The organism is Holdemanella sp. DFI.5.55, from assembly GCF_020593575.1.
GTDB lineage: Bacteria > Bacillota_I > Bacilli_A > Erysipelotrichales > Erysipelotrichaceae > Holdemanella > Holdemanella hominis.
This window is the reverse complement of the sequence record NZ_JAJDMK010000046.1, coordinates 1-18,672: the sequence shown is the minus strand read 5'-3', so window position 1 is coordinate 18,672 and position 18,672 is coordinate 1. Positions and strand designations below refer to the sequence as shown.

Annotated in this window: 14 protein-coding genes; 6 read left to right on the top strand and 8 right to left on the bottom strand. The window is 35.8% G+C overall.

The annotated features are described in order from the left end of the window. Positions 1–50 precede the first annotated feature (50 nt). From LJE08_RS09285 to LJE08_RS09250, 8 genes are all read right to left on the bottom strand, one after another. Positions 51–584 carry a hypothetical protein gene (locus LJE08_RS09285; RefSeq protein WP_227403016.1) on the bottom strand — a complete coding sequence of 178 codons (534 nt, stop codon included), beginning with the start codon at positions 582–584 and terminating at the stop codon, positions 51–53. A gap of 95 nt (positions 585–679) precedes the next feature. After that, entirely contained in the window at positions 680–1,045 is a 366-nt protein-coding gene (locus tag LJE08_RS09280; protein WP_227403015.1) for a hypothetical protein, read from the bottom strand. 217 nt (positions 1,046–1,262) lie between these two features. Further along, positions 1,263–1,553: a hypothetical protein gene (locus LJE08_RS09275; RefSeq protein ID WP_227403014.1), complete on the bottom strand. Its 291-nt coding sequence runs from the start codon at positions 1,551–1,553 to the stop codon at positions 1,263–1,265. Then, positions 1,550–3,274: a DUF5696 domain-containing protein gene (locus tag LJE08_RS09270; protein ID WP_227403013.1), complete on the bottom strand. Its 1,725-nt coding sequence runs from the start codon at positions 3,272–3,274 to the stop codon at positions 1,550–1,552. Before LJE08_RS09270 ends, LJE08_RS09275 begins: the two co-directional genes overlap by 4 nt. 46 nt (positions 3,275–3,320) lie before the next feature. Beyond that, a complete protein-coding gene (locus LJE08_RS09265) occupies positions 3,321–4,619 on the bottom strand; it encodes an alpha-amylase family glycosyl hydrolase (protein WP_227403012.1) in 1,299 nt (432 codons plus the stop codon). 4 nt (positions 4,620–4,623) lie between these two features. Next, on the bottom strand, positions 4,624–5,109 hold the full coding sequence (gene ybaK / locus LJE08_RS09260) for a Cys-tRNA(Pro) deacylase (RefSeq protein ID WP_217256228.1): 486 nt from the start codon (positions 5,107–5,109) through the stop codon (positions 4,624–4,626). Continuing rightward, positions 5,106–5,654 carry an ANTAR domain-containing response regulator gene (locus LJE08_RS09255; RefSeq protein WP_227403011.1) on the bottom strand — a complete coding sequence of 183 codons (549 nt, stop codon included), beginning with the start codon at positions 5,652–5,654 and terminating at the stop codon, positions 5,106–5,108. Before LJE08_RS09255 ends, ybaK begins: the two co-directional genes overlap by 4 nt. Positions 5,655–5,660: 6 nt before the next feature. Further along, the gene (locus LJE08_RS09250) at positions 5,661–6,830 is read right to left on the bottom strand and encodes a glutamine synthetase family protein (protein WP_117923636.1); all 1,170 of its coding nucleotides are present in this window, start codon (positions 6,828–6,830) and stop codon (positions 5,661–5,663) included. A 188-nt stretch (positions 6,831–7,018) separates the two neighbouring features. Between LJE08_RS09250 and LJE08_RS09245 the strand changes: the two genes are divergently transcribed. The 6 genes from LJE08_RS09245 (at position 7,019) to LJE08_RS09220 (ending at position 18,490) form a co-directional block, all read left to right on the top strand. Next, positions 7,019–9,109, top strand: a complete 2,091-nt coding sequence (locus tag LJE08_RS09245; protein WP_227403010.1) for a glutamine synthetase III — start codon at positions 7,019–7,021, stop codon at positions 9,107–9,109. 45 nt (positions 9,110–9,154) lie between these two features. Continuing rightward, the gene (gene asnB / locus LJE08_RS09240) at positions 9,155–10,738 is read left to right on the top strand and encodes an asparagine synthase B (RefSeq protein ID WP_227403009.1); all 1,584 of its coding nucleotides are present in this window, start codon (positions 9,155–9,157) and stop codon (positions 10,736–10,738) included. Between the two features lie 17 nt (positions 10,739–10,755). Continuing rightward, positions 10,756–15,195: a glutamate synthase large subunit gene (gene gltB, locus LJE08_RS09235; protein ID WP_227403008.1), complete on the top strand. Its 4,440-nt coding sequence runs from the start codon at positions 10,756–10,758 to the stop codon at positions 15,193–15,195. Positions 15,196–15,210: 15 nt separating this feature from the next. After that, positions 15,211–16,665, top strand: a complete 1,455-nt coding sequence (locus LJE08_RS09230) for a glutamate synthase subunit beta (RefSeq protein ID WP_227403007.1) — start codon at positions 15,211–15,213, stop codon at positions 16,663–16,665. Between the two features lie 61 nt (positions 16,666–16,726). Continuing rightward, complete coding sequence (locus LJE08_RS09225; RefSeq protein ID WP_227403006.1) at positions 16,727–17,704, top strand: S1C family serine protease; 978 nt, start codon at positions 16,727–16,729, stop codon at positions 17,702–17,704. Between the two features lie 150 nt (positions 17,705–17,854). Then, positions 17,855–18,490 carry an ECF transporter S component gene (locus LJE08_RS09220; RefSeq protein ID WP_227403005.1) on the top strand — a complete coding sequence of 212 codons (636 nt, stop codon included), beginning with the start codon at positions 17,855–17,857 and terminating at the stop codon, positions 18,488–18,490. Positions 18,491–18,672: the final 182 nt, after the last annotated feature.

The following is an 18,672-nucleotide window of genomic DNA, read 5'->3' as shown; positions in this document are numbered from 1 at the left end:
CCACTGGTGTAAATTTTCTCTTTTTGACTAGTCCTATTTATATGCTAACATCACTCATCTTCATCATCAAATTGACTTGGATCCACATTATATTCATCATTCGAATCATGTTCATCCTTCCATTCTCTACACTCATCTATTCTTTCCTTATACTCATTTACATCATCAATTAATTCTAAATCAATACTTTGAAACTCATCATAAGGATCCAATTCCTTTTTCCAAGCCCTCTTTAATTCCTTAACATAATATTCTTTATATTCAAAATCACATGGATTTACATCAAATTCACAATCACAATCCAATTCATCACGCCACTCTAACCTTGTTCTATATGTATCTACATCATAGGCATAATCCTCATAATTTGAATATTTAGATACATCCACATAATCCTCAAACTCACATTCAGGATCCTCATAATCTTGCCACTTTTCACGTAAAGAAGACAAATATTCTTTACAACTCGAATAATCATATTGATTCACATGAAACTGATTCTTAGGATTATACTTCTCAGCCCATCCATCCTGACGCAACATTTTACCAATCGCAAACCCTAATATTCTTCTTCTACTAACCATATACCTAATTCCTTTTCTTTGATTATACACCAAAAAAGCCGCCATATTATAGGCGACTCAGTTATCATCTAAACTTTTACATTTCTAGAAAATGACTATTTCAACAACTCCATAATTTCATCTTCACTCTTCGACAATGACTTAGAAATAAGCTCTAAACTCATCCCATGTGCAAGCATCGCTTTAATCCCTAGTTTCATTACTTGATTCATCTGCTCAATTTGTCTATTCACATCTTCAACATGTTTATTGACTTCTTGTATTTTTCTAGTCTCTTCTTGTGTTTTTCTAATTTCTTCTTTTAGTCTTTGAATCTCTTCAAGTTCAAGTTGTCGTTCCATTCGCTCTTCATTTTCATGTATTTTTTGAAAATCTTCTATTATTTTCTTCCAATATTCATCCGATCTTGTTTCTACATGCTTCTCTAACATTTGATTCACCCCATTCTTCTCTATCATCATCTTTATTTTACTATCACTTTGTTAAATCATCGTTTCCTGTTCAATCATAGCCCTAATCTATATAAAAATCATATATTCTTGCATAATTTTCAGTCAAGAAAACGAACGCATTTTTTATAAAATATAACCATCTTATAGAAATAAAAAAAGAGGAAGAGACCCGCAGGTTCTTCCCCGCCTGTAGGCTTCGCAATTTTCTACAGAACGATCACTTAATTTAGTCTACATTATCTACTAAACGATCTGGAATTAATTCATTACCTTCATATTTGAAGACATATTGTTTATTTAAGTCTTTATTCTTTAATGAAAAGCACACTTCTGTATCCGACTGTTGAGTGATTGAATCCACATAATATGCTTCATTCTCAATTTGGTCATTTGCACTTTCAATCAATTCCTCATCTGAATAAGGTATTGAAGTTTGAACTTCTTTAGTCTCTCTAAGTTCAGGTTGTGCTTGTGTACAACCCGTTAATAATAGTAAAACCAAAACTAATATTTTCACACAATTCTATACGTATTCTCCTTTGTATCGATTTCAACTGTGATATTATTACTAAAAGTGGTCTGTTGAATATGATCATTGATGATTTTATGTTCTACCATTTCTTCATTTTTAATTTTTTGATAAAAATCTAGAACAACATTTGCACGTTTAATTCGATCTTCTATGGATAAGCCATCAGAGCCAAAATTACCATCCACATTATCATACGGTGCATTCCTTACCACATATGGAATACCACCATTTAGTAATGCATACAACATGTAGTCTTCTTGTTTTTTATCCATTGGCCAAGGCAAAATGAAACAATCATGATACACAAGATTAAACAAAGGTACTGCTATTCCCATTCTTTTCTCATTTTCTTCTTTCATCATAAACTCATAAGGACCATAATGCGAAAATACAAGTTCTCGCATGGCCCAATCACCGCACTCTTCACTTGAAGGTATGATTCCTCTATTTGTCATATATTGAAAACAAGCCCTTCTATATTCCATACACTCTTTTCTTGTCATTAAATGTTCTGGATTAAAACACTCATCCATTTCATTACAAGAAAATACGTCTAAGTATACGCAATCCAAATTAATATGTTTTAAGATTTCAGTGTAGTTTCTTTTTACATACTTCGGTGCTAGACTTGCACACAAGTAGTTTTGTCTTCCCCCAGCCCAATTGGCATGCTCAAACACTTCACCATCCTCTAATTGAATGGCTTGGTTTTCATCATGTGTTTTAGCTGTATAGTAATAATCACGATACTGATCATGTAAGCCAAATAAATCATTTTGAGAACTTAAACTATCCTGTAAATTCATTAACCCAGCCCATCCACCAGCTTCAATACATGCCGGCAAATAATCCGGATGACAATTATCGTAGCCAGGATCTGCCCAACCATCCAAATGAAGATAAAGTTTGTTCGAGCCTAATTTATGAAGACTTTGAATCATCTCTTTTACCGAATCAAAAGAATGAATCACATCCTCTTGTCCATTATAAAAACGTGAATCCTTTTCCGTATGTGCCTTAATACCCGTATGTACAACAGCACACTGTTGAAGATCTGATATTTTAGAAAGTGTAACTTCTTTTTCCTTTAAAGATTTAAATAAGCCACTTTCTTTAACATACTCTCGATAAATCTTACACGCACGATTATAATCCATATTACTTTCAAAAGTATATCGAACAACACGCTTATATCGCATCTTACCTAGACTTGTTAACCATACAAATTGAAGCCTTGTCCCCTTATCATCATGATCAATTGTATATTTAGAATCCCAAGGCGTTTCATTGATTGCGATATACCCTTTTCCATTATTAGTTTGACTAAGCCAAGGCATATAGGCAGCACAACTTGTAAACTGACCATCAAAGGCAATCTTACTATAATCATAATCATATCGATTGGGAATCAATAACCCTTGCATATAAGGAATGATTGAATAGCCATCCTTGTCTTCACATACAAAACTATCTGGAAAATGAACCTCTTTAATATTTTCATCCACTTTGGGTATCCACTCAAAATAATAATGGTTCGTACTATCCTCTTTCCAAATATATGTATCAAAATATTTATACGTGCTATAAATACCCTTACCTAATCCTGTTGTTCTTTCTTCTGACTTGATGAAATCATCACTAAAACTTATTTTTTGATCATCTTTCGTTACATAAAACGAATCATGATTTCGAATCCAATTTTCCATATACAAATACCTCTTCTAAATTATATCATATGAAAAAAAGTATCCATTACGATACTTTCTTTAATAATCTTACTTCATAAGGCTTGAACTCAAGTGCGTTATGAATATAAAGTTCTTCATTGGTTTCCATGTCGATGAAATTACCTTGACCATTAAAACCTAATGTTTGAACAACACTCTTCATATTCATACAAATCCATAGACATTCCTTTTCATCTTGTCTTTGATAAATACAAGCCGTATTTGTGATACCAATTTGTGTATAGTCTCCATAAGATAAAGCGGAATGATTATGTTTCAGATGGATTAACTTTTGAATGGTATCCGTTAATTCATTCCATTCAAACACTTTGATTTCCGGTCTAAGATCCGTATCATTCCAATTTTTTGTACCTTCCATACCCCATTCACTGCCATAATAGATACATGGAATACCTGGCATAGTAAACAACATGGTATAAATTAAAGGCAATTGGTTTTTATCCTCTAAAATCGACGCAACTCTTTCTACATCATGATTATCCACAAAGTTAAACAAATGCTTACCCGTATATAAACACCATGGATCTTTGCCAAATTGACGATTCAATGAATAAAGAATCTCATAGAAATTAGCTGAATTAAAGCTCGAATACAATCCTTTATAACACTCATAATTTGTGACAGAATCCAACATATTCTCATTCATCCATTGATTATAGTCACCATGTAAAGTTTCACCTAAAAGGAAGAAATCTCTATCTACATGATTGTGTAAAGTTTGTAGGAAATTTTTATCCAAACAATACGCTACATCTAATCTTAAACCATCAATTTTAAATTCTTCTTGCCAGAAATCCACTACACTTAAAATGTATTCTACTACTTGTGAATTTTGAAGATTCAACTTCACTAAGATGTCATTGCCTTCCCAATCCTGGTACCAGAAGCCATCGTTGTAGTGATTGTTTCCATTAAAATCAATATAGAACCAATCCTTATAAGGTGAATCCCACTTCTTTTCTAATACATCTTGAAACGCAAAGAAATCACGTCCCACATGATTAAATACGGCATCTAAAATAATTTGAATACCATTTTCATGGAATTGATTTACAACTTCCTTTAAGTCCTCATTGGTACCCAATCTTGTATCCAACGTTTTAAAATCCGTTGTATCATAACCATGCGTACGACTTTCAAAGATTGGATTCAATAGAATACAGTCTATGTTTAATTTCTTTAAATGAGGAATAAAATCCTCTAATTTATGAATTCTATGTTCTAGAACATGATCATTCTCAAATGGCGCTCCACAAGCTCCAAAAGGATAGATTTGATAAAATACACTCTCATACGCCCACATAAAATTACTCCTTTGTGATATCACCTGCTTGAACATGAATTAAATCCATCAATGTCTTTGGATCCATCTCAATCTGCATACCAATCTTACCTGCACTAAAATAGATCTTATCTTGATTTAAACAATCCATTTCAATAAACGTACGAAATTGCTTCTTCATACCTAGTGGAGAACAACCACCACGAATATAGCCCGTAATCTTATTGATGTCCTTCACATGGATCATTTCACAAGATTTGACTCCAGCTATTTTTGCGCACTTCTTTAAATCAAGTTCCTTTTCAACTGGAAGCATATACACCAAGTATTCCTTTGTGTTTGCCTGTGTAACTAAAGTTTTATACACCGCTTCCACTGGCTGATGTAACATATTCGCAACATGCACACCATCTACGGGATCACCATCTTTATGTTCATACGTATGCGCTTCATATTCTACTTTATGCTGATCTAGAAAACGCATCGCATTGGTCTTTTGAATCTTTTTCATGTTTGAAACTCCTCTAATAACTCTTTAGCCACCAAGAATTTCGTCTTATTCTGCTCCATCGCTATCTTTTCAATATAGTGATGCGCCTTGTCTTCACTCCAATGATAATTTGAAATCAAAACCAACTTACAATGATCCACCATCTTCAACTCTAAATATTTCTGTTCAAGCTTACTGATCTTCTTTTCATAAAGTCGGATTCGCCTATTCACACTCATAAGAATCTGAAATGCTTCATACAACAACTGCTTCTTGATGGGATAAGACAGAACTATTATACCACTATCTTTACACTGATATGAAACTTGATCATAGATTTCCTTATTGCACACCAAAAGAACTTGTGTATTTAAACTCTTCGCAAAATTTAAAAGCCCACTTGTCGTTTGCGAATATAAAATCACAACAATCTCAAAATGCGTATTTCTCAACTTATTTAATGCATCATTATATGTCTTCGAAAGTACATATTGATAATTGGCCGTATTTTTTAATAAAGCTAAGAAATTCACATTTCCAAGTACTAATACTTTACTTGCCTCCATACGCACTTACCCAACATAAATATCCACTACATCTTTTCCTAAAACTTGTTTTAACCAATCCGAATTCAAAGCCTTTACCTTTGCCTCTTTTAAACTTTGAGGAAGCTTTCTTGTATCACTCGATACAATATCCGTACAAGGATCGGGTACCATGTTCTTTTCAATCCCCTCTAAACCGGCATAAATCAATAAGGCATACGTAAGATATATGTTACAGCTACAATCCGGACTTCTTAACTCCATACGATTTGTCGAATGTGTAGCCGGAATACGAATCAATTGATTACGATTCTGATACGACCAGGAAATATAGCTTGGCGCCTTATCCTTCCCAAAACGCTTGTAGGAGTGTTTTGTCGGATTTAAAAAAGCTGTCATTTCTTCAATATGATTTAAAATACCCGCCATAAAAGGCATCAACAGCTCTTCATGTTGATCCACACTCATATTAATATGCATCCCATTACCGGGCTGATCCTCTAAAGGTTTTGGTGAAAAGTCAGCGACTAAACCCTGCGTATTCGCTAAAGCCTCTACAACCCACTTAAATGTAGCCGCATTATCCGCTGCTTGTAAAGCACTTGAATAACGAAAATCAATCTCATTTTGCCCAGGACCCATCTCATGATGCGAAACCTCTGGATCAATTCCCATTTCCGATAATGTTAAACAAATCTCACGACGAACATTTTCTCCTTTATCTAATGGTGAAATATCCATATACCCCGCACGATCCAATGGGACATAAGTATTTTCTCCATTTTCATCCTGCTTAAATAAATAGAATTCAAATTCTGAACCAAAGTTAACACTGATTCCCATTTCTTTCGCTTTATTGACTGCTTTCTTTAATATATAGCGCACATCCCTTTCAAAAGGCGTCCCATCCGGATATTTAATATCACAATACATACGAATGACACTTCCATCCATACTGCGCCATGGCAAGATACTCATAGTGTTTGGATCTGGATATAAGAATAGATCACTATGCACTTCATCTAGAAAGCCATCAATGGCACTGGCATCAAAGCTAATCCCCTCCACAAATGCCCTTTTTAATTCAGTTGGCAAAACAGAAACATTTTTCTGTGTACCATACATATCAAAATAAGAAAGACGAATAAATCGAACGTCTTGTTCTTCACAAAAATTTAATACATCATTATACGTCATACAATTCACCTCAAATAATTAATACACTATTTTCATCCTGCTTTCAAATCATTTTACATTTTTTCATTGACAACACAAAATATCTGTTTATAATGAATGCATACATGGCAAGGACGCCAAAGAAAACATAGGTCAAACCCTAGTTTTTTTAGTGTCCTTGCCCTTTTTTTATGTAAAGGAGAGCCATTATGAAATCGATCGTAGAAGAAATTTTTGGAAGTAAAGTTTTTGATGAATCTGTTATGCGAGAAAAGCTCGCAAAAGATACATATCGCGAATTAGAAAAAACAATTCGCGATGGAAAACAGTTAAATATCAAAATCGCAAACGCGGTAGCCCACGCTATGAAAGAATGGGCCTTAGAACAAGGAGCAACACACTATACACACTGGTTCCAACCAATGACAGGAGTTACAGCTGAAAAGCATGATGGCTTCATCAATCCAGATAAAGATGGCAAAGTCATTATGGAATTTAGTGGAAAAGAATTAATCAAAGGTGAGCCAGACGCCTCAAGTTTTCCAAATGGTGGATTAAGAGCCACATTTGAAGCAAGAGGATATACAGCTTGGGATCCAACAAGCTATGCCTTTATTAAAAACGGAGTTCTTTGTATTCCAACCGCTTTCTGCTCTTACTCAGGACACGCCCTAGATAAGAAAACACCACTATTAAGAAGTATGCAGGCCATTAATAAACAAGCCTTACGTATTGTGAAATTATTTGGCAATGACGATGTTCAAACCATTAAAACAACCGTCGGACCTGAACAAGAATATTTCTTAGTTGATCAGAAATATTATGAACAAAGAAAAGACTTGATCTATACAGGACGTACATTATTTGGTGCACCATGCCCTAAAGGACAAGAATTGGAAGATCATTATTTTGGAACAATCAAAAGTCGTGTTCAAGAATTTATGTCCGATTTAAATAAAGAGTTATGGAAACTTGGCATCTTGGCAAAAACTGAACACAATGAAGTAGCACCTGCTCAACATGAATTAGCCCCAATCTTTACAACGACAAATATCGCAACAGACCACAACCAATTAACAATGGAATTGATTCAAAGAGTTGCGAAAAAACATGGATTGGTTGCCCTACTTCATGAAAAACCATTTGAAGGAATCAACGGAAGTGGTAAGCACAATAACTGGTCTTTATCTACGGATACAGGAATCAACTTATTAGAACCAGGTGATACACCTCATGAAAACGCACAATTTTTAGTCTTCTTAGCTACTATTATTAAAGCTGTAGATGAACACCAAGACTTATTACGATTAAGCGTAGCCACTGCAGGTAACGATCATAGACTAGGTGCTAATGAAGCGCCTCCAGCTATTATCTCTATTTTCTTAGGTGATGAATTAACTGCTGTATTAAAGGCCATTGAAGAAGACAAACCATATGATGGAAAAGAAAAAGAATTGATGAAGATTGGAGCAACCGTTCTTCCTAAATTCCCTAAAGATTCAACCGACCGTAACCGTACTTCTCCATTCGCATTTACCGGAAACAAATTCGAATTCAGAATGCCCGGATCTAACTCAAGTATTGCCGGATGCAATATTGTGTTAAATACAGTCATTGCGTATGAAATCGAAAAATTTGCGGACATTCTTGAAGCTAGCGATGATTTTGACACTACATTACATGCTTTGATCAAAGATACTATCAAAAACCACAAGCGCATTATCTTCAATGGCAACGGATATGATGATTCTTGGGTTAAAGAAGCGGAGTCTAGAGGCTTATTAAACTTAAAGACAACGCCAGATGCCCTTCCATACTTCAAAACCGAAGAAAACATTGCCCTATTTGAAAGACAAAAAGTTTTATCTAAAGAAGAAGTGGAATCAAGATATGAGATTTTAATGGATGAATACGAAAAACAAATCAACATTGAAGCATTGACCATGTTAGACATCGCGAAAAAAGACATTTTACCAGCCGCAAGTAAGTTCTCTAAAGAATTGACAGATACCATCGCAAATAAAAAGGCAATCGGTATCGACTTAACCTATGAACTTGAAACAGCTAAAAAAATCAGTGAATATTTAACCGAAGCTTACCAAGCTATGATGACACTTGAAAACGATGTTAAAAAACTACATGAAATTGATGATTTTGAAAAATCAGCCTTCTATGTAAGAGACTTCATTATCCAAGACATGGCCGCTTTAAGAAAACCATGCGACGAACTTGAAGTCATTACTTCTAATAGAGATTGGCCATTTCCAACATATGGAAAATTATTATTCGGAATTCAATAAACCGGCATACGCCCGGTTTTTCCGTCTATAAAGGAGATGTAATTTATGTGTACAATTATTGGATATAAATCATTAAAAGTAGATAAAGAATCCATTCATCAAGCATTACTTGCGACATATACAAGAGGTCCAGACGACGAAAGAATTCAAGAAGTCGGATGCGGCTATATAGGCTTTCAAAGACTATCCATCATGGGACTAAGTCCTCTTGGCATGCAGCCATTTAAAAGAAATGGAAATTATGTCGTATGTAACGGTGAGATCTATGGCTTTCGAGCCATCAAAGATGAACTTGAAAAAAACGGCTATACATTTGTCTCACAAAGCGACTGTGAAATTCTTCTACCACTCTATGAAAAATACGGCTTAGACATGTTTAAAAAATTAGACGCTGAATACGCCTGCATTATTTATGATGCCAAGAAAAACGATTTTATTGCCGCCAGAGACCCAATCGGAATCCGTCCATTATTTTATGGCTATGATCAAAATCATAATATTGTCTTTGCCTCTGAAGCCAAAAACCTAGTTTCCATTGTCGAACAAATCTTTCCATTCCCTCCAGGACACTATTATGCCGATGGCAAATTCACTTGTTACTTAGACATTACTAAAGTTGATGAAGTAATCACTTCAGATCTAGAAACAATCTGTTCAAATATTCACGATAAATTAGTGGAGGGTGTCAAGAAAAGATTGGATGCCGATGCCCCACTAGGATTCTTATTGAGTGGAGGATTAGATTCAAGTCTAGTTTGTGCCATCAGTCAAAAATTACTCAATAAACCCATTGAAACCTATGCGATTGGAATGGAAGAAGATGCGATCGATTTAAAATATGCCAAAGAAGTCGCTGACTTTATTGGCTCTAACCACCATGAAATCATTATTAATAAAGAAGATGTCTTAAATGCTATCAAATCCGTCATTCAAACTTTGGCTACTTTTGACATCACAACCATTCGCGCCAGCATTGGAATGTATCTCATCTGTAAAGCCATTCATGAACAAAGTAACATTCGCGTATTACTTACTGGAGAAATCAGTGATGAATTGTTTGGCTACAAATATACAGATTTTGCCCCAAGCGCCCAAGAATTCCAACAAGAAAGTGTTAAACGTATACATGAACTGTATATGTACGATGTATTAAGAGCCGATTGCTGTATTTCCACAAACTCCATTGAAGCCCGTGTTCCCTTTGGCGATTTAGATTTTGTCAAATACGTTATGGCTATAGATCCAAAAAAGAAAATGAATACGTACAATAAAGGAAAATATTTACTTCGTCATGCGTTTGAAAAAGACAAAATTCTTCCTTACGATATTTTAATGCGAGAAAAAGCCGCCTTCTCCGATGCGGTCGGTCACTCATTAAGTGATGATATTAAAGAATATGCCGAAAAGCAGTATACAGATGCTGAATTTGAAGAAAAAATCAAACAATATAAATACTGTACTCCATTCACAAAAGAGTCTCTATTATATCGTGAAATTTTTGAATCTTACTACCCTGAACAGGCAGGCATGATCAAAGATTTCTGGATGCCAAATAAAAACTGGCAAGGATGTAACGTCAACGATCCGAGTGCTCGTTATTTATCAAACTATGGAGACAGTGGAAAATAGAAAGGATTGTGTAAATTATGAATTATGAAATCGAACACGATGCCTGCGGTATTGGTACCGTAGTTCAAATCGATGGCAAACAAAGCTATGATGTCTTAGACAAAGCATTGCACATTGTAGAAAAACTAGAACACCGCGCTGGTAAAGATGCCAGTGGTAAAGTGGGTGATGGAGTTGGTATTCTCCTTCAAATCAGTGATGACTTTTTTCGCAACACATTAAAGAAAGACAACATCAAACTACCCGAACACTATGGTGTCGGTATGTTTTTCTTGCCAAGAAATAAACTGCTTTTAAACCAACACAAAAAAATGTTTGAAAAACTTGTCGAACAAGAAGGATGCACATTCATCACTTGGCGAAAAGTTCCATGTGATGATTCCATCCTCGGCCAAAAAGCCAAAGATTGTATGCCTAGCATTTACCAAGCCTTTGTCCAAGGCGATACAGATCTAGAACAAAAGCTATATGTGATTCGACGCGAATTTGAAAAGAGTTGTAAAGAAACCTATGTGGCCTCATTAAGCAGTCGTACCATTGTTTATAAAGGTATGTTTCTCGTTTCTCAATTAAGAAAATTCTATTTTGATTTACAAGATGAAAACTATAAGTCTGCGATTGCGATCGTACACTCACGTTTCTCTACCAATACAACACCATCATGGCAAAGAGCGCATCCAAACCGCTATATTGCCCACAACGGTGAAATCAATACCATCCGTGCCAACGTCAATAAGATGTTAGCACGTGAAGAAAGTATGCATTCAAAATTCTTGGATGAAAATTCAAGTAAGATCTTACCCATCATCAATACTTCGGGTTCCGATTCTGCCATGTTAGATAACGCCCTAGAATTCTTAGTCATGAATGGCATGCCACTTGAAAAAGCCGTTATGATCTTGATTCCAGAACCATGGAAACACCAAACCATGGATCAAAAGAAGAAAGATTTCTACCACTACTATGCCACAATGATGGAACCATGGGATGGTCCAGCCGCTATTTTATTTAGTGATGGACAAAAAGTCGGAGCTGTACTTGACCGTAATGGACTTCGACCAAGTCGTTACTACCTAACAAGCGACAACATGTTGATTTTATCAAGTGAAGTTGGTGTATTGGATATTGATGAAAAGAAAATCGTAAAAAAATCAAGACTTGAACCCGGTAAAATGCTACTTGTGGACACCAAGAAAAAGAAATTGATTGAAGACTATGATCTTAAAAATGAATATGCCTCTTCAAATCCATATGGAGAATGGTTAGACAACCACTTATTATACCTGAAGGATCTACCAGCTCCTGATAAAAAAACACACATCCACTCGCAACATGAAAGAGATATTCTTTATAAAGTCTTCGGCTATACCTATGAAGATGTAAAAGATATTATTTTACCAATGGCCCGCGTAAAACTTGAACCAACAAGTGCGATGGGTACCGATATTCCTTTGGCAATTTATTCCCAAAATCATTTAAGTTTATTCCATTACTTTAAACAACTCTTCGCCCAAGTAACCAACCCACCAATTGATTCTTTACGTGAAGAAGTTGTCACAGATACAACCATCTATATTGGTAGTGATGGAAACCTGCTCCAAGATAAATCCGGCAACTGTACCGTCTTAGAGGTCAATAATCCCATTCTAACATCACGCGATATGGATAAGATTCGTCAATTAAATCAGACAGGATTTAAAAATGAAACGATTTCTCTATTATTCTATCGTGGCACATCGTTAAAAGAAGCATTAGAAAACTTATTTATTGAATGTGATAAAGCCTATCGAAATGGCGCCAATATTTTGATTCTTTCCGATAAAGGTGTCGATGAAGGTCACATGGCCATTCCAAGTCTTTTAGCTGTGTCTGCCTTAGAACAACACTTAGTTAAGACGAAAAAGAAAACCGATGTATCCATCATTCTAGAAAGTGGTGAACCAAGAGATGTTCATCAATTCGCAACGATTTTAGGTTATGGTGCAACTGCCATCTATCCATATTTAGCACATGAATGTATTGAAGAAATGATTCAATTGAATATGTTAGATAAAGAAGTAAATATTGCGATTGATGATTATAATGAAGCCATTTTAAAAGGTATTGTTAAGATTGCCGCAAAAATGGGTATTTCAACGCTTCAATCGTATCAAGGCGCTCAAATCTTTGAAGCCATTGGCATCTCTAAAGAAGTTATCGATACCTACTTCACAAACACTATTAGTGAAGTGGAGGGCATCACTTTAGAAGATATTGAAAAAGATTTGATCTATCATCATGATCGTGCTTATGATCCATTAGGACTTACAACCGATACAAGTCTAGATTCCATTGGATTCCATAAACTTAGAAAGGGTGATGGAAAAGAGGATCACTTATATTCTCCTGAAACCATTGTGAAACTTCAAAGAGCTACACAAACCAATAACTACGATTTATTTAAAGAATATTCCAGTGAATTGAATTCAAATAATCAAAAACATCATTTAAGAAGTCAATTGCACTTTAAAAAGACAAGAAATTCAATCCCATTATCGGAAGTGGAAAGTGAATACGAAATCGTAAAACGCTTTAAGACAGGTGCCATGAGCTATGGTTCTATCTCTGAAGAAGCCCATACATGTATGGCCATCGCCATGAATCGATTGGGTGGTAAATCCAATTCGGGTGAAGGTGGTGAAAAACCAGAACGTTTAGGTACAGAAAAGAATTCGGCTATTAAGCAAGTGGCGAGCGGTCGTTTTGGCGTCACCGAAGAATATTTAGTCAGTGCCAAAGAAATCCAGATCAAAATGGCACAGGGTGCAAAACCAGGTGAAGGTGGACACTTGCCAGGCAAAAAAGTCTATCCATGGATTGCGAAAACTCGATATTCAACGCCAGGTGTATCTTTAATTTCCCCTCCTCCTCACCACGACATCTATTCCATTGAAGATTTAGCTCAATTGATCTACGACTTAAAAAATGCCAATCCAAAAGCTCGAATTAGTGTTAAGCTTGTCTCCGAAGCGGGTGTTGGTACGATTGCATCTGGTGTTGCCAAAGCCGGAGCTACCGTCGTCTTAATTTCTGGCTATGATGGAGGAACAGGTGCGGCTTCCCAAAGTAGTATTCACCACGCGGGTCTTCCATGGGAATTAGGTTTGGCCCAAGCCCACCAAAACTTAGTCGAGAACGGTTTAAGAAGTCGTGTTTTAATTGAAACCGACGGAAAATTAATGACCGGAAAAGATGTAGCCATTGCCTGCTTATTAGGTGCTGAAGAATTTGGCTTTGCGACTGCACCACTTGTTACTATGGGATGTATGATGATGCGTGTATGTAATCTAGATACTTGTCCTTTTGGTGTGGCTACACAGAACCAAAAATTAAGAAAGCGTTTCAAAGGAAAGCCAGAATATGTCATGAATTTCATGCTGTTTATTGCGCGTGAATTAAGAGAAATTATGGCTGATCTTGGCTACCACACAATCAATGAAATGGTGGGTCATACGGACAATCTAGAAGTGAATGAAGATGCGAATATGGATTACTCTAACATTTTAATGACACCTTACAATATTCATTATGAGCCAAAAGATACATACGATTTTGAACTTGAAAAAACGGTAGATATGAAAATATTGCTTCCTAAGTTTGAGCCTTATTTCAATGAGAAAAAACCTCATGCGGAAACAATCTCCATTTCAAGTACAGATCGTACAGTCGGAACTATTTTATCCAGTGTAGTCACAAAACAATTTAATAACACTCTACAAGACGATACATATACTGTTCATTGTAACGGTGGTGCAGGACAATCTTTTGGTGCTTTTGTACAAAAAGGAATCACTTTAGATGTTCATGGCGATGCGAATGACTACTTTGGCAAGGGCTTATCTGGTGGTAAGTTGATCATTCAACCTAAAAAAGAAGCGACTTTCAAGCCAAATGAAAACGTCATTATTGGTAATGTGGCCTTGTATGGTGCTACTAGTGGTGAAGCCTATATTCGTGGTATGGCCGGTGAACGTTTTGCGGTACGTAACTCAGGAGCAAGTGCTGTAGTCGAAGGTGTTGGAGATCATGGCCTTGAATATATGACAGGCGGTACTGTTGTGATTTTAGGTCAAACTGGTAAAAACTTAGCAGCGGGCATGTCTGGTGGTATTGCGTATATTTATGATCCTAACCATGATTTATATACACGTTTAAATAAACAATTAGTCAATACGTATGAAGTGAGTGGTAAAGCGGATATTGAAACATTAACGCAATTATTAAAGAATCACTACAAATATACAAATTCAGATGTTGCCCAAAAGATTTTATCAAATCTTGATCATGAATTATCCAACTTTAAAAAAATCGTACCTAAAGATTATGAAAAGATCACAACATTGATTCAAGAATTAAAGGCCAAAGGCTATCATGATGATGAAGCCAGTCTAATGGCTTTTGAACAAGTACATGCTTAGAAAGGATGAAAGATTATGGGAAAACCAACAGGATTTTTAGAATATGAAAGACAAGAGAACGAGGCCATCCAACCTCTTTCTCGTATCACAAACTTTAATGAATTTCATCCTTTTTTAGATGAAGAAACAAGACGTAAACAAGGTGCACGCTGCATGAATTGTGGCGTTCCCTTTTGTCAGTCAGCTATTAAGTTAAAAAACATGGTGACAGGCTGCCCATTACATAACTTAATTCCAGAATGGAATGATGAAATCTATAATGGCAACGATGAAAGAGCGTTATCAAGATTATTAAAAACCAATCCATTCCCTGAATTTACCGGTCGCGTATGCCCTGCTCTTTGCGAAAAAGCTTGTTTGAATGGTTTAGACCAAGAACCAGTCACAATCAAAGAAAATGAATTGTATACGATTGAAACAGCCTATACTAACAAATGGATGGCACCTTATGTTCCTAGTGTGCGCTCCGATAAAAAGGTCGCCATCATTGGTTCAGGGCCTGCAGGACTTGCGCTTGCGCATGATTTAAATCGAAGAGGCCATTCTGTGACAGTCTTTGAAAAAGAAGATCGTATTGGTGGTTTATTGATGTATGGCATTCCAAATATGAAGCTTGAAAAGAAAGTCATTCAAAGAAGATTCGAAATACTTTCGGAAGAAGGAATCATCTTTAAAACAAATGTGAATGTAGGTAAAGACATCACCAAAAAGGAATTGGAAAAAGAATATGATGCGATTGTCTTTGCGACTGGATCTAAAAAGGCTCGTGATCTAAATGTAAAGAATCGTGATTGTAATGGCATTTATTTTGCAGTGGACTACCTTACAAAGGCTACGAAACATTTGTTGGATAACACAGAAGAAATTTCTGCCAAATATAAACATGTCGTGATTGTCGGTGGTGGAGATACTGGAAATGATTGTGTTGGTACAAGCATTCGTCAGGGTTGTGCAAGTGTTGTTCAAATTGAAATGATGCCTAAAGCACCCGATGAAAGACTTCAAAGTAATCCTTGGCCCGAATGGCCAAAGATCTGTAAGACAGATTATGGTCAAGAAGAAGCGATTGCCGTCTTTAAAAAGGATCCTCGCATCTACGAAACAACAATTAAGGAATGTATTTTAGATGAAAAGCAAAATCTGAAACAGATCAAGACAGTAAAAGTCCACTTTAACAATGGTAAACTTGAAGAAGTAAAGGGTTCCGAACAAATTTTAGACTGTGATTTATTATTGATTGCGGCTGGTTTTATTGGTGTTGAAGATGATTTAAAGAAGAATTTTAAATTGGAAACTTCACAAAGAAACACGATTGTGACACAACCAAATTCTTATCAAGTCAAAGACAAATACTTTACAGCTGGAGATTGTCATAGAGGTCAATCCTTAGTTGTATGGGCTATTCACGAAGGTAAAGAGTGTGCTAAAGAAGTGGATACGTATTTAATGGGTTACACAAATATGGAATAATTTAAAGTTCATTTAAGCTTATTGCGATATCCTTGTATTGTAAATAAGGAGGTACAAGGACATGAAAAATGAAATACCAAAAATTCCAAATTCTAATCATAAATTATTAAAGAAAGGTACAAAGCTTGTATTGAGTGCGGCCACATTTGGTGTAGTTGCGGCCGGAAGTTTTCAAGGTGTCAACTATGTGGTTGATAACTATAATAAACAAGATACAACACTTCAAAGTACAAATGTTGTGAAAACTTCAAGTTCAACGACTTCAAATGTGAGTGCAGTCGCTCAAAATTGTATGCCTAGTATTGTATCGATTACCAATGTTTCGGTATCAGATGTACAAAATTATTTTAGTATGTATGGAAATAACTCAAGAAGCAATCCGTTTACGCAACAAGAAAGTACAAGTGTCGGTAGTGGTGTTATCATTAATAAAAAGAATGGTGAAATCGATATTTTGACAAACTATCATGTCATTGAAGGTGCAACTACACTTACCTGTACATTAGCGGATAATACAAATGTTGAAGCCACAGTAAAAGGTGTAGATGCAGATCGTGACTTAGCTGTGATATCGATTAAGACAAGTGATTTAAGTGAAGATACTTTAAAACAAATTGCGATTGCGACAATTGGAGATAGTGACAAACTACAAGTCGGTGAACAAGTCGTTGCGATTGGTAATGCTTTAGGTTATGGTCAAAGTGTTACAACAGGTATTGTATCGGCTACAAATCGTAGTGTTTCAACAAGTTCAGATACAGACAAATCACAATCGTATATTCAAACCGATGCAGCTATTAACCCAGGAAACTCGGGTGGAGCATTATTGAATATGAGTGGTGAATTGATTGGCATCAACTCAGCCAAATTAAGTGATACGAATGTAGAAGGTATGGGCTATGCGATTGCGATCAGCGATGTCAAAGATTCAATCAATACTATGCTTGAAGGAAAAGATGTAAGTAAGTCATCAAATCAATCTTCTTATTATAACAATGATGCGGATGATTATTCTTCTCCATTTGATTTTTGGAACTAAAACAGGGACTTGATTCCTGTTTTTTTTTGTTGTAAACTATTGAAGATGTTTTTTTGTGGATATGGATCTAAGGACCATAATCTATGTATGAAGATATCAATTCGATTAGTTACATCGTATTCTTAAAAAGAAACGAAAGTAGGAGGAAATATGAACAAATCAAAACTATCAGTACGCCAGATGTGCTTATTGGCTTTATTTTTAGCCATCGAAATCATCATGTATTTAACACCAATTGGATACTTACGTATCAACGCATTAAGTGTTACATTAATGCACGTGCCTGTAATTATCTTGGCTAGTACAATGGGACCTACAGCCGGTGCTTTCTTAGGATTCGTATTTGGTTGTACTTCCGTAATTGGAGCTACAATGACACCTGGAATCACAAGCTTTGTCTTCTCTCCATTTATCACAGTTGGTGGAATTTCTGGTAACTTCTTTAGTTTAGTTATAGCTTTAGTACCACGTATTTTGTTGGGTGTGATTGCTGGTTATGTATTTAAATTTGCGAAAAAATACGCAAAGAATACTCCAGTCGCTGCAGGTATTGCAGCAGCTGTAGCGACAGTATCCCACACAATCATGGTATTAGGATTGATTGTTATCTTATTCGGTCCTCAATACTCACAAGCTTTAGGCATTAGCCAAGCTGCATTGAACGGTGTTATGGCTGGTGTCATAGGAACAAATATGATTCCTGAAGTCATCGTAGCTGTTGTTTCAAACATGGCTTTAGCGACTGCATTAAGTTCAAGATACGTTGGAATTGCTCAACAAGCATAGTCAATGAATAGTGTAACTTTGGTTGCACTATTTTTTTTATATATTAAGATTTTGGCTTCGGAACAGGGGAATGCGGTATGTGAAAAAACTGTAGAATTGTCACAATTTGTTGATTATGAGGAACGACAAAAAGGACTATCGTAATAGCCAACATTTTGCATTTGCCTTTTAGTTGCTGAATT